This window comes from Xenorhabdus sp. KJ12.1 (assembly GCF_963876495.1).
In the GTDB taxonomy this organism is placed as follows: Bacteria; Pseudomonadota; Gammaproteobacteria; order Enterobacterales; family Enterobacteriaceae; genus Xenorhabdus; species Xenorhabdus stockiae.
Genome location: NZ_CAWNQH010000127.1, coordinates 52163 through 65838 on the forward strand (window position 1 = coordinate 52163; position 13676 = coordinate 65838).

General features: G+C 41.0%; 12 protein-coding genes. 9 read left to right on the forward strand and 3 right to left on the reverse strand.

Annotation, left to right across the window (positions count from 1 at the left end; translation table 11 throughout):
• Positions 1-100: 100 nt before the first annotated feature.
• Positions 101-1051, forward strand: a complete 951-nt coding sequence (corA, locus tag AACS92_RS20195; protein WP_099109327.1) for a magnesium/cobalt transporter CorA — start codon at positions 101-103, stop codon at positions 1049-1051.
• A gap of 157 nt (positions 1052-1208) precedes the next feature.
• On the forward strand, positions 1209-1406 hold the full coding sequence (locus AACS92_RS20200; RefSeq protein WP_099109328.1) for an AbrB family transcriptional regulator: 198 nt from the start codon (positions 1209-1211) through the stop codon (positions 1404-1406).
• A 54-nt stretch (positions 1407-1460) separates the two neighbouring features.
• Here AACS92_RS20200 and rarD read toward each other — a convergent pair whose 3' ends face one another.
• The 3 genes from rarD to AACS92_RS20215 form a co-directional block, all read right to left on the reverse strand.
• Positions 1461-2351 carry an EamA family transporter RarD gene (gene rarD, locus AACS92_RS20205; RefSeq protein WP_099109329.1) on the reverse strand — a complete coding sequence of 297 codons (891 nt, stop codon included), beginning with the start codon at positions 2349-2351 and terminating at the stop codon, positions 1461-1463.
• 302 nt (positions 2352-2653) lie between these two features.
• Entirely contained in the window at positions 2654-3439 is a 786-nt protein-coding gene (locus AACS92_RS20210; protein WP_099109330.1) for a hypothetical protein, read from the reverse strand.
• 460 nt (positions 3440-3899) lie between these two features.
• Entirely contained in the window at positions 3900-4385 is a 486-nt protein-coding gene (locus tag AACS92_RS20215) for a thioesterase family protein (protein WP_099109331.1), read from the reverse strand.
• A 258-nt stretch (positions 4386-4643) separates the two neighbouring features.
• Between AACS92_RS20215 and pldA the strand changes: the two genes are divergently transcribed.
• From pldA to AACS92_RS20250, 7 genes are all read left to right on the forward strand, one after another.
• Positions 4644-5504 (forward strand): phospholipase A, encoded by an 861-nt coding sequence (gene pldA, locus AACS92_RS20220; RefSeq protein WP_099109332.1) that lies wholly within the window; start codon positions 4644-4646, stop codon positions 5502-5504.
• A gap of 185 nt (positions 5505-5689) precedes the next feature.
• Positions 5690-7516, forward strand: a complete 1827-nt coding sequence (gene recQ, locus AACS92_RS20225) for an ATP-dependent DNA helicase RecQ (RefSeq protein ID WP_099109333.1) — start codon at positions 5690-5692, stop codon at positions 7514-7516.
• A 60-nt stretch (positions 7517-7576) separates the two neighbouring features.
• A complete protein-coding gene (pldB, locus tag AACS92_RS20230; protein ID WP_099109334.1) occupies positions 7577-8572 on the forward strand; it encodes a lysophospholipase L2 in 996 nt (331 codons plus the stop codon).
• A gap of 21 nt (positions 8573-8593) precedes the next feature.
• Positions 8594-9394, forward strand: a complete 801-nt coding sequence (gene yigL / locus AACS92_RS20235; RefSeq protein WP_099109335.1) for a sugar/pyridoxal phosphate phosphatase YigL — start codon at positions 8594-8596, stop codon at positions 9392-9394.
• 648 nt (positions 9395-10042) lie between these two features.
• Positions 10043-11446: an MFS transporter gene (locus AACS92_RS20240; protein WP_099109336.1), complete on the forward strand. Its 1404-nt coding sequence runs from the start codon at positions 10043-10045 to the stop codon at positions 11444-11446.
• Between the two features lie 148 nt (positions 11447-11594).
• Positions 11595-12611, forward strand: a complete 1017-nt coding sequence (locus tag AACS92_RS20245; protein ID WP_099109337.1) for a LacI family DNA-binding transcriptional regulator — start codon at positions 11595-11597, stop codon at positions 12609-12611.
• Positions 12612-12613: 2 nt separating this feature from the next.
• Positions 12614-13591, forward strand: coding sequence for a nucleoside hydrolase (locus AACS92_RS20250; protein ID WP_099109338.1), 978 nt, complete (start codon positions 12614-12616; stop codon positions 13589-13591).
• The last annotated feature ends 85 nt before the right edge of the window (positions 13592-13676 follow it).

Below are 13676 nucleotides of genomic sequence, written 5' to 3' on the forward strand. Positions count from 1 at the left end.
CTATGGATTTCAACAAAGAGGCAGTTTGAAATACGACGGGTATAAGCGTAACATTCGCGCCTTACGATGAACGTAGGGAGTATAAGGAGACTTATGGTACATGCTGAACGCATTTAAATTAGAGAATAATCGCCTGCTCCGTCTTGAACTTGAAGAAGGTGATACATTATCCGACTCCATGTGGGTAGATTTGGTTGGGCTGGGAGACGATGATCGACTCCGGGTTCAGAACGAATTAGGACAAATCCTGGCGACCCGCACTGAGCTGGATGATATCGAGGCTTCGGCGCGTTTTTTTGAAGATGAAGATGGCCTGCACGTCCACTCATTCTTCTATTTTGAAGACGCCGAAGACCATGCTGGCAACTCGACAGTCGCATTTACCATTCGTGACGGTCGTCTCTACACATTGCGAGAGCGTGAACTCCCTGCATTCCGATTATACCGAATGCGCGCCCGCAACCAGACTATGGTTGACGGGAATGCTTATGAATTACTGCTGGACTTATTCGAAACCAAGATCGAACAGTTGGCAGATGTCATTGAAAATATCTACAGTGTGCTGGAATCCCTGAGCCGGGTCATTATGAACGGTAAACAAGGGGATGAATTTGATTCAGCTCTGTCTAACCTTGCTGAGCAGGAAGACATTGGCTGGAAAGTGCGCCTTTGTCTGATGGATAGCCAGCGCGCTCTTAACTTCCTTGTGCGCCGTGCCCGTTTGCCTGCTAACCAGTTAGAACAGGCGCGTGAAATCCTGCGGGATATCGAATCCCTGTTGCCACATAACGAATCCCTGTTCCAGAAAGTTAACTTCCTGATGCAGGCGGCGATGGGCTTTATTAACATCGAACAGAGCCGGATTATTAAGATATTCTCCGTTGTTTCTGTCGTGTTCCTGCCCCCGACGCTGGTGGCTTCCAGCTACGGTATGAACTTCGAGTTTATGCCGGAATTACACTGGACATTTGGTTATCCGGCTGCGATTGGTGTGATGATCGCTGCGGGACTGGCACCTTACCTCTACTTTAAGCGGAAAAACTGGCTGTAATCTTTCCGGCTTTCACTTTTTAAGTCGCTCTTTTGGCGGCTTCTACTGCCTCCAGTTACATAGTCAGCTATGTTTCTGGGGGAGTTTATCTTTATACTGTGACTCGAAGTTTATTAGAGGCTCAGGCTCACCTGTCACTTAATACCGGAGATTTACGTTGAAAATCTTGGGTTCTGTTAAAGATGATAATAATCGTATTATCTGCTTATATGAAAGGCGGACAAATAAACCGGCAACTGTTGAGATAAAAGTGTTACGTTCATTCAAATCTGACTGGAATTCATTTTTATCTGAGGATAAAGCAGATGGTAATTTTCTATCTGAACGTCCAGATATTATTGAAGAAGGGCAATAGGAACTGACCCTATTTATCAGGATGATTTCGGGTCAGTTCAGTAATAATGTCGATTTACTTCCGCAAACGGCGTTGGGTATAAAGCGCATCCAGCGTAAACAAAATCAGGGCTGCCCAGATAAAACCAAACGTGACCAGACGGTCTGACCCAATTTTCTCACCATAAACCAGTGTCGCCAGCAGGAACATCAACGTTGGTGCAAGATACTGGAAAAAGCCCAGCGTGGATAAGCGCAGGTGAGCCGCCGCAGCGGTGAAAAACAACAATGGGATTGTCGTAATGATCCCCGCTGCAACCAACAATAGATTCAGGGAAATCGTGTTATTCAGCATATTGCTAGTCGGGGTATGAGTGAAAAACAGCAGGTAAGTCAGTGCGACCGGGAGTACCCAAATAGTTTCAATCAACATGCCGGTTTGTGCGTCCACGCCCAGCTTTTTACGGATCAGGCCATACAGGGCAAATGTTGTTGCCAGATACAGGCCAATCACAGGCACAGAGCCAAATTGCCATAGTTGAATAAAGACACCGGTGAATGCCAGCCCTACCGCAATCCACTGCATACGACGGAAACGCTCACCGAGGAATATCATTGCAAACAGCACACTGACCAGTGGATTGATAAAATAACCAAGACTTGCTTCCAGCATGTGATTATTGTTGACTGCCCAGATATAAACCAGCCAGTTACTGGCAATAGTAAAGGCGGTGATACCTAATATCAGCAGATTCTTTGGTTGCTTTATTACAGTCAAAACCTGACGCCAGTGACGAGTTATTGTCAGCATCAGTACCATAAAGAAAACCGACCAGATAACACGATGCGATACGATTTCATCGGGTGGCACGTACTGTATTTCTTTGAAATAGATGGGAGCCAACCCCCAAATCAAGTAAGCACCTAAGGCATATAAAATACCTTTGGCTGTCTGTGGTTCGTTCATAATATCCTTGAATGTTCAGAGAGTGTTCAGAAAAAAATGAGAAGAGCTTATTAGATGTTAGCCCATAGAGCCATACAATGTGTCACTGGGTTAACCAATTTACAAGGGGTTAATAGTATGAATGATAAATAAAAAATTACACCCTGTATAATTGGTGTTTAACTCTGAATTTATTTAATTATTTAGGATGATAATCCAGTGAAGTGTAATGAATTGACTTTTTTAATCAATCTCTAGCATTGTGGGTGGAATATAAGAACTAGCAGGGTGGTCATTAAAGTTTACATCTTTACACTATCAAATTACCTGAACCCTGTCATTGTTCTAATCGGCAAGCCAAATTTATCAGGGCAGTCTAACCCTCGCACTTTGACAGCAAAATCATTATTTCTTAATTGATTACATAACTGTGCAATATCTTTCGGTGTCCAGTAGATATTTTTTCCGTATCCTATTTTCTGAATGTTTGTTAATAAACTGTCTACATCTCCTGCTTTTAATATTCTGGCGACCATTACAGCACAATTTTTGTTAACAAGATTATAGCTATGGCTGATTTGATGATTACCATATGTTTTTCCACTATAGATTTCATTTTTTTTAGCCTGCATTTTTTCAACATCTAAGCCAATGAGGTAATACTCCAAATGAGGCTGTACTGCGAAATCATCCTGAGTATTCCCGAATACTCCTGCCTTGGATACAATTCCCCTGAGTATATTGGCATCACCAGCGAAACTCACATAGTTATTACCTGTTGTTCGTGATGGATGTTGTACAGATGCTGAAGGCCAGTCTCTTTCGGTCACATTGTAAGGCGCTGGAGGGCTGGAATCTCGTGAAAAAACAGACTCTCTTGACGGGTGCCTTTCAACTCTAGATAAAATAGAAGAGGCAGAACGCCTTCTTTCACTTTGTGGCGTTGGATTGTCAGGGAAATCCGATGGCCAGGGATATTTGGGTACTCCACCAACATAAATAGCGGTGTGTCCCAGTTTCCATCTTTGACACGGATACCAGATATAGACAACAGCAGAGATGGGTTTCCCAGAGAGGATTTCTTGTTCTGCTTTTGTTCTTGGGTTCATGGTTTGCTCCTTGTTATCTTTATTAATTGATATTTCAGTAAATAATTTCCTGAGATTTTTTGGGTATTACAAAAGTTAACAAATATTAACGTGAATTCTGTGTAACAGCGATATAACATGCTTTTTTGACAATATCCAAAATAGCGGCCAGATATGTTTGCGTAAAGTAAATTATGGCGGGGTATTATTAAATCATTTAACTTGGGCAATATAATGGGTTGATTAAAAAAACATTAATCCTTGCTATTTAATCAATTATTTTTTCTGCATGACGATTTATTGAAGATAATTACTCAATTTTCATCGGATAAAACGTAGCAGAGTAATAAGCAGAATAAATATAAAGAGTTTCTGATATAGAATAATTCAGTTTTAATAAAATTCATGGGCTTATAAGTGAATTTTTCTGAAAAAAGGAATGTATTCCTTATCACATTCCTTTATTTAACAATATTAAACATCATCCAACCAAATAAGTCCCTGTTGCACTTGCAATATGCACTTGTTTTTCATTGTGTAATTCTATTCTGGCAACAGATACTTTATTGCCGGCACGGATAATATTACTGCTGGCCGTAAATATTTCTCCACGACCGGGACGCAGGTAGTCAACACGCAGGTCTATCGTACCTAAAGTGGGTAGACGCTTTTTTATTTCCTCAAGCGTGATTGTTTTCATCATGTTCAGCGCACCGCCGGCACAGACTAAACCACCTGCAACATCAAGGATTGAAGCTATGGCTCCGCCGTGTAGGATCTTTTGAGCCATATTGCCCAATAGTTTATCCTGATTGCAAAATTGAAGCTCTGCGTAGTCCTGCTCAAAACGAATCAATTCAAGTCCTAAAAGTTGGTTGAATGGCATCTGATAAATAAAAACCTCACCTATAATTTTACGTGCTTCTTCTTGTGTTAAAGGTTGAGTCGGGTGCTGTATCGTTTCCATGTTGAACTTCCTGATAATTAGAAAAATAAATTTAATATCATTAGAGTGTTATCTTTGGTTAATAACTTGTTAATTTTATGCTTTTATTTATCATCTTGCCAGTCTGAGAAGTGCTTCGAAAAAACAATCTATTGAGGAAAAAGTTACTATAAAAAATCCCCGTTTCGAGTTTAGAATATCCAAGTGATTTTTTTGCTCTTAATATTCTTATCTTCTTACTTCTTTATCTTTGAACTATCACGATTAGGAAAACCAGAAATGCAATTGCGGTGGAAAATACTGGTTATTACCTGTTTGTTATCAACATTAGCTTATGGCTCAGATAAACAGGCTGACGCAGTTAGAGGCAGTGTAATTTCGGCAATGCTGCAAGAATATGATTCGCCTTTTATGCTCTATCCTTATGATACAAATTATATTCTTTACACTTACAGCTCCCGGATAAATAAACAGGCAATTAGCAGTTATGATTGGGTTGATCATGCCCGTAAAGATGAAGTTCACTTTCAGGTCAGTTTTGGTTTTCCAATATGGCGAGGTATTGTTGGTGAAAATTCATTGCTGGGGGCTTCTTATACACAGCGTTCATGGTGGCAGCTCAGTAATAAAAGAGAATCTTCTCCATTTCGTGAGACGAATTATGAACCGCAGTTATTTCTGGCATGGCTGACCGATTATGAACTGGCCGGCTGGCACCTGCGGGAAATTGAAGCGGGTATTAATCACCAGTCTAATGGTCGTCCGGAATCCACTTCCCGTAGCTGGAACCGGGTTTATGCTCGGCTGATGGCACAAAAAGGAAACTGGCAGGTCGATTTGAAACCGTGGTATCGCCTGACTGAAAGTAACAAGCGTGATGATAACCCGGATATGAACCGTTATATGGGGTATTATCGCCTGAAAGTCGGCTATCACTATGGTGAAAATGTATTTACCATGCAGGGGCGCTATAACTGGAACAGTGGCTATAGTGGCGGAGAGCTGGGCTGGAGTTATCCTCTATCTAAACATGTCCGTTTTTACGCACAACTCTTTAGCGGATATGGCGAATCAATGATTGACTACAATTTCAGACAGACCCGATTTGGTATCGGTGTTATGCTGAATGATATGCTGTAATTAGTTAAATATCCGTTGTTTTTTAAGTTGCCTCTTTGTTGGCAGTGTTCACTCGTTCAGAACACCGTTGTTATAAACAGACGGGTATTTAAGTTCCCGGGGTGCTCCCTTGTCGCCGTGATGCAACTTGAAAACCACAGGGTATAATCATTTTATGAAACCAGCTCTAAACATTGAGGAAAGGCGTGTCTACCGCAGAAGTTATCAGCACGGCATCGCTGGCTGAACAAGTATTACGAAAAACATTCGGATATCAGCAATTTCGCGCTGGACAGCAACAGGTCATCGATGCTGTTCTTGATGATCGAGACTGTCTGGTTATCATGCCGACAGGTGGCGGTAAATCAGTTTGTTATCAAATCCCTGCTCTGATGAAAGACGGGCTGACATTGGTGGTGTCTCCACTGATCTCATTAATGAAAGATCAGGTGGATCAACTCAGAGCGAATGGTATAGAAGCAGAGTGCTTAAACTCCACTCAGGATCGTGAACAACAGAGTGATATTATCCGTCGGTGTCGTCAGGGAAGCATTAAATTGCTTTACATTGCACCTGAGCGGCTGGTGACTGATAACTTTCTCGAACAGTTATCCAATTGGCGTCCTGCTCTACTGGCTGTTGATGAAGCACACTGTATTTCTCAATGGGGGCATGACTTCCGGCCAGAATACCGGGCACTTGGGCAATTACGCAGGCGTTTTCCTGATCTTCCCGTTATCGCATTGACCGCCACCGCAGATAAAACAACCCGGCAGGATATTGTCCGCCTGTTGGAGCTGCGTGATCCTATCATTCACCTCAGTAGTTTTGATCGTCCTAATATTCGCTACACATTGGTTGAGAAATATAAGCCCCTTGACCAGCTTTGGGCATTCATTCGAAGCCAGCAGGGAAAAAGCGGGATTATTTACTGTAACAGCCGGAATAAAGTAGAAGAAACGGCTGAACGGCTGCAAAAGCGGGGATTGAGCGTTGCACCTTACCATGCGGGGCTGGAAAACAATCAGCGAGCATGGGTACAGGATGCATTCCAGCGCGATGATTTACAGGTAGTGGTGGCAACGGTTGCGTTTGGTATGGGGATTAACAAACCGAACGTTCGATTCGTTGTGCATTTTGATATTCCCCGCAACATCGAATCCTATTATCAGGAAACGGGGCGTGCCGGGCGTGATGGTCTGCCTGCTGAAGCGGTGTTGTTTTATGATCCGGCGGATATGGCTTGGCTACGCCGTTGTCTCGAAGAAAAGCCTGCCGGTGAACAACAGGATATTGAACGGCATAAACTCAATGCGATGGGCGCATTTGCTGAAGCGCAAACTTGTCGCCGCTTGGTCTTGCTCAACTATTTTGGCGAAAGCAAACAAACAGCCTGTGGTAACTGTGACATCTGCCTCGATCCTCCGAAACGTTATGATGGTCTGGTGGATGCACAAAAAGCCCTGTCCTGTATTTACCGCGTTGGGCAGCGTTTTGGGATTGGCTATATTGTTGAAATGCTGCGTGGCGCTAATAACCAGCGTATCAGGGAGTCAGGGCATGACAGGTTACCTGTTTACGGCATAGGTAAAGAGCATAGTCAGGAACATTGGATGAGTGTTCTGCGCCAGTTGATCCATCTGGGGCTTATCAACCAAAATATTGCCAATTATTCTGCACTACAACTGACGGAAGCCGCGCGACCTATTTTGCGTGGTGAAATGCCTCTACAACTTGCAGTTCCCCGAATTCAAAGTCTGAAAAGCAGAAATCAACAAAACAAATCATACAGTGGAAACTATGATCGTAAATTATTCGCTAAGTTGCGCAAATTACGAAAATCCATTGCTGACGAAAATAATATTCCACCGTTTGTCGTCTTCAATGATGTAACACTGATTGAGATGGCAGAACAGTGCCCAATAACACCCGATGAGCTTCTGCTAATTAACGGTGTCGGGCAGCGTAAACTCGAACGTTTTGGTGATGCCTTTATGACAGTTATCCGTGAACATTTCGAAGGATTCGAATAAACGTAGCAGTAGCAATTTTGTAATCTGCAACCGGAAAGACCGCGGGTATAGAGGATGATGATGGGACCTGAAAGACTAAAAATAAGCTGGTTAAACCGTGAGCCTCAGTTTTCTGCTTTTACAAATGGATTATTGCTGGATTTTTGGAATATCAGAGATGAACGTGAATTCATGGGTGTTGATAATATCCCTATCCGTTATGTCTCTTTCAGTTCACCTCATCATGATAAAACATTGGTAATATCTCCGGGTCGTAGCGAAAGCTATGTGAAATATCCGGAGGTAGCTTATGATTTTTACCATTTGGGTTACAACATTCTTATTATTGATCATCGTGGTCAGGGGCGTTCAGGCAGAATGCTGACAGATCCCCAGAAAGGGCATGTTGAATCGTTTGATCACTATGTCGATGATCTGGCAAAACTCATTGAACTGGAAATTTCTTCACTTAAGTCGCATCGCTGTTATGCACTTGCTCATTCAATGGGAGGGGCTATCCTGAGCTCTTTTCTGTTGCGTCATGAGTCGGTATTCCGTGCTGCGGCTTTATGTGCTCCTATGTTTGGTATTAATTTGCCAATGCCTCGCTGGATGGCAAACTTTTTGGTTAATCAGGCCGAACCCTATCCTGGAAGGCGTAACAGATATGCGGTCTTAACCGGGCAATGGCGTCCATTACCCTATTTTATTAACCTGCTAACTCACAGTTATGCCCGTTACCAGCGATACTTACGCTATTATGTAGATTACCCTGAATTGCGCCTTGGTGGCCCGACTTATCGTTGGATGCGTGAAAGTATGCGGGCCGGAGATAACCTCATTGAGAAGGCTGGCGAAATTCAGACACCCCTCATCGTCTTGAAAGCAAGCGAAGATAAAGTAGTTAGTAATCGGGAGTTGTTGGCTTTTTGTGCATCTCGCCAAAAAGCCGGAGCAGGAAAAGAAGAATATAATCCTCTGGTTATCCAAGGGGCACGCCATGAAATCCTGTTCGAAAAAGACGCATTGAGAGCACAGGCTCTTAATGCGATTTGTGATTTTTTTGACCAAAATTAATTTAGCTTAGGAATTTGAACCATGTACCATGTTGTTGCTTCAGATTTAGATGGCACACTGTTATCTCCCGATCACGTATTAACACCGTATACAAAGAAAATATTGAATCTGCTGACGGATAAAGGAATTCACTTTATCTTTGCAACAGGGCGTCACCACATTGATGTAGGACAGATCCGGGACGGGCTGGGCATTGATGCTTACATGATCACATCGAATGGAGCGAGGGTACATAACTCACAAGGAGATTTGGTCTTCAGCCATAACCTTGCACCGGAAATTGCCCGTGATTTATGTTTGCTGGAGTTTGATAACCCGGATGTTCTGACTAACTATTACAATAACGATGAGTGGTGGGTTAATCGCGCAAGCGAGGAACAAACCGAATTCTTTAAAGTATCGGATTTCCATTACCAGATTTTCCAGCGCGACAATTTCCCGGTTAATGGGGTATGCAAGGTTTACTATACCAGCGACGACCATGATTATTTGGTTCAGTTGGAAGAAAGGATTGAAGCGCGCTGGGGAGATAAGGTCAATGTCAGTTTTTCACTGAGAAACTGTCTGGAAGTTATGTCAGGCGGTGTATCTAAGGGAGAAGCACTGGCACAGGTCTGCCAGTCCATCGGGTATGAGTTAAGTGATTGCATAGCGTTTGGTGACGGTATGAATGATAGGGAAATGCTGAGCGTGGCTGGCAAAGGCTGCATTATGCAGGGAGCACATCAGCGCCTGAAAGACACTCTACCGGACATGGAAATTATAGGCTCTAATGCTGATGATGCGGTGTCGTGTTATTTGCAGAAAATGTATCAGGTTTGAGGGTATTGGCTTCACCCATCAAAATATAAAAACAGCATCCGATGGGATGCTGTTTTTATATAACTATTTGTTTTTATTTTAAATATTATTGTGTGGAGCATATGTAATTTTGTTGGATTTGAACTTCTATTCAATGCATTGATTTTTAAACATTCGCTTTCTTAATTATAACATGGTTGTGCTTGGGGATTTTAGAAGCGAATTAAAAAGATATAGTGCAAGTATAGAATAATAAAAATGTCATAAATTAGTGTAAAAATAAACCAATCAACTTTCTGTAAGTTAATTATATTTAAAACTTTTATTTTTTAATTAGTCAGTTTTTTCGGGGGTTATATATGTATTGTGTTAATATGCTCCATATTTATAAATTGACGAATTTTATGTGCAACTTATCGGGGTTTTTGTGTAATGTACTGACCTTAAAATAAATTTTAATATAGGGTTGTTATTTTATATGTATTGTAAAAAATTATTTTACCCTTTATATTTTTAAATATAAAAATGATTGTAAATCTTACATCAAATAAATATCTACTCGAGTAGATAAAATAATTTAAAAAATAAAAAATATAGCTATGAAAATAATTTTTTCCGGTTTATAAGATCGGTATTGATTTTACTGTTCCAACATTCAGGGAACATTCCATGCAGTTTGATAATGTAATTGTACCTTCAATCGGAAAACAGCATACCTCCGAAGTGTGTCTGTTAACTCAAAGAGGGCAAAAAGGTTTTTATCGAGCCGTCTTTTCTTGTTGGCTAGGTACAGCAATGGAATATGCTGATTTTGCTCTATATGGATTAGCTGCCGGGATAATTTTTGGTGATGTATTTTTTCCCGATATGACACCTACAATCGCGCTACTTTCCAGTTTTGCAACATACTCTGTTGGATTTATTGCACGACCTATTGGGGCGTTATTATTTGGATGGTTAGGTGATCGTAAAGGGCGAAAAGTCGTTATGGTCACGACTATTACTCTGATGGGGGTTTCAACAACATTCATTGGTATTATTCCGAGTTATGCTCAGATTGGTATCTGGGCTCCAATTTGCTTGGTTATTTTACGTTTCACTCAGGGTTTAGGGGCTGGCGCTGAACTTTCTGGCGGAACTGTAATGCTCGGAGAGTATTCCCCTCCAAAGAAGCGAGGATTGATTTCTTCTGTTATTGCCATAGGTTCAAATAGTGGAACATTACTGGCATCACTAATTTGGTTATTAGTTCTGACAATGGATAGAGAAAGCCTATTGGAGTGGGGTTGGCGAATTCCGTTTCTATCGAGTTTCTTACTGGCTGTAATTGCATTATTTATCCGTAGACATTTAGATGAATCCCCTGTATTCCAACGTTATAAAATGGAGAGAGATACAGAAAATCTAAAACACTCGGGATTGCCTGTGAAGTTTAATTGTCATGCTACGCATGAACATAAAAATTTTTGGAAGAATACGAGAGCATTTTGGGTCATGGTTGGTTTACGGATTGGTGAGAATGGCCCATCCTATCTAGTTCAAGGTTTTATCATTGGCTACGTTGCTAAGGTGCTAATGATAGATAACTCGATACCTACAATAGCAGTTTTCATGGCTTCAATCTTAGGTTTCTTGATTATTCCATTATCAGGATATTTATCTGATCGTTTTGGACGACGAATTATCTATCGCTGGTTCTGCTTACTGATAATTTTGTATGCAATACCCTCTTTTATCCTATTGGAAAGTCGTGAGCCCATTATTGTCATTTCGACCATTGTTGTGGGAATGGGGCTAGCTTCTCTGGGGATTTTTGGTGTTCAAGCTGCGTGGGGTGTTGAATTATTTGGTGTAAAAAATCGTTATGCGAAAATGGCTTTCGCAAAAGAGCTTGGATCCATTTTATCAGGTGGTTCTGCGCCATTAATTGCATCAGCTCTATTGTCTTTTACCGGGCATTGGTGGCCTATCGCATTTTATTTTGCATTTATGGCAGGAATTGGATTTATAACTACATTCTTTGCACCAGAAACGCGTGGAAGAGATCTGAATTTACCAGAAGATGCTATTTAATGCTTTAGTGAATTATCCTATCGTTAATAAACTTGGCATGAATTTATATTATTTGATTCGTGCCAACTGTTTATTGCATTTTAAATCATGGTATTTTAACTCCTAAACTATTTGAATTATTATTTTCACTTGCATATAAAAAAATATCATGACGTTACATGTAAAAAGAGTAACTCGAACTGATGTCGCGAAAGAAGCAGGAACATCTGTAGCTGTAGTTAGCTATGTTGTTAACAATGGCCCAAGGCCTGTCGCAGAGGCAACACGGCAGCGTGTATTAGATGCCATTAAAAAAACAGGCTATCGGCCAAATGGTATTGCGAAAGCCCTTGTTTCTGGAACGACACAAGCGTATGGACTTGTGATACCGAATATATCTAATCCTTTCATCTCATCGATGGCCCATGCTTTACAGCAAGAAGCCTTTAAGCATGGGCAAGTGCTGTTATTAGGTGATTCAGGAGACGATAGAAAGCGAGAGAAAAAGTTGATTAACAATTTACTGCAACGTCAGGTTGATGGATTGATATATACCAGCGTTGACCGCCACCCTTATATTGAGCTTATCCAAGAAAGTGGAACCCCATGTGTCATGTTAGACCGAGTTGATGCAAAGCTAAATGTTAGCGCTATCATTGTAAATGAGCGTCTTGCAGCATTTAAAGCTACCCAGCATCTTGTTCAACATGGTTATCGTGATATAGCAATTATTTGTGGGCCCCGTGATATGTTAAATACACAAGACCGTATTGCTGGTTGGCGTGATGCATTACAACAAGCAGGTTTAGCTGTATATGAAGAATGGATCTTTTATGCAGATTACACTCGCATGGGAGGTTATGAAATGACATTGAAAATGTTAAAAGGGAAGCGACCACGAGCTGTATTTGCAACAAATGAGTTACAGGCGTTTGGGTGTCTCCGCGCATTATCTGAATATGGAATCAAAGTACCGGATGATATTGCGTTGGTTTGTTTCAATGCTACACCACAATCGCAATTTAACGTACCTTCTTTGACGGCGGTGCGTCAGCCGATTAGTAAAATGGCAAAAACAGCTATAGAGATGTTGAAAACATGGAATGGGAAAGCTCGTGAGTGTGAATTTGAATTTGATTTACAGATTGGAGAATCCTGTGGTTGTATATCTATTGTAAAAGAATAAGTATGCGTTTAATTATTGATTGTGATCCAGGGAACGGTATAGCTGGAGCTAATGTTGATGATGGCCTTGCTTTAGCGCTTGCCATAGCAGCACCTCAAATTTCTCTTGAATTAATTTCTACTGTAGCAGGCAATACTCCCAGTGAAATTGGTTATTCTGTAGCAAAATCTCTTTTACAGAGGTTAGGTGAAGATATTCCCGTAATTCGAGGTGCTTCTCATGGTTTATTGGAGCCTATTGCTGCATGGCGTGAGAAACTTGATTATGGTGTTGATCATAATGGTCTGCGTCATTTATGGAAAGATACTATTCCCCCTAAACTATTTCCTTTAGAAGAGTTATCTGCAGTACAAAGTATAGGTGAACTCGTATGCGACAACCCAGGAGAAGTGACACTTGTAGCAATTGGACCTTTAACTAATATTGCTAACGTTATACAGCTATACCCAGATTTTCCTGAATCTGTAGCTGAAATTGTCATAATGGGGGGCGTTTTTAATGTTTCTGGTTATCAAAAGGATACCAATTTTGGTATTGATCCTGAAGCAGCGCATATCGTATTAACCAGTGGGGCAAATATTACACTGGTACCTATGGATGTTACGACACAAACTCAGATGCTTCATTCTGATTTGGACTATTTATCTACTTTTGATAATCCTCTTTGTGAATTTTTGGTTGAAACCATTCGTCCTTGGATGAACTATTCAATAGAAACAAGAGGGCTAAAGGGGTGTTGGATTCACGATGCTCTGACAGTAGTATGGCTTATTGATAGAACTATAGCTACGAGTACTCAAGGCTATGTGGATGTAGTTTTAGAGGGGAAAAATCGTGGAATGACATTCTGTTATGAGCCAGATTCGTCGAATCTAGATAAAAATACTTTAAGTAAGAAGATAAACTCGATCACAATATTAAACACGGTAAATAGTAAAAAATTCTTATCCATTCTTCTCGGCCATATTCAGAATTATTGATTATCTATGCTATTAGATCATAAATTATTCTTGATTGAGCACTTTAAGGTTATTATTGCATTAAATTTGTAAATAGGCAGTTTGA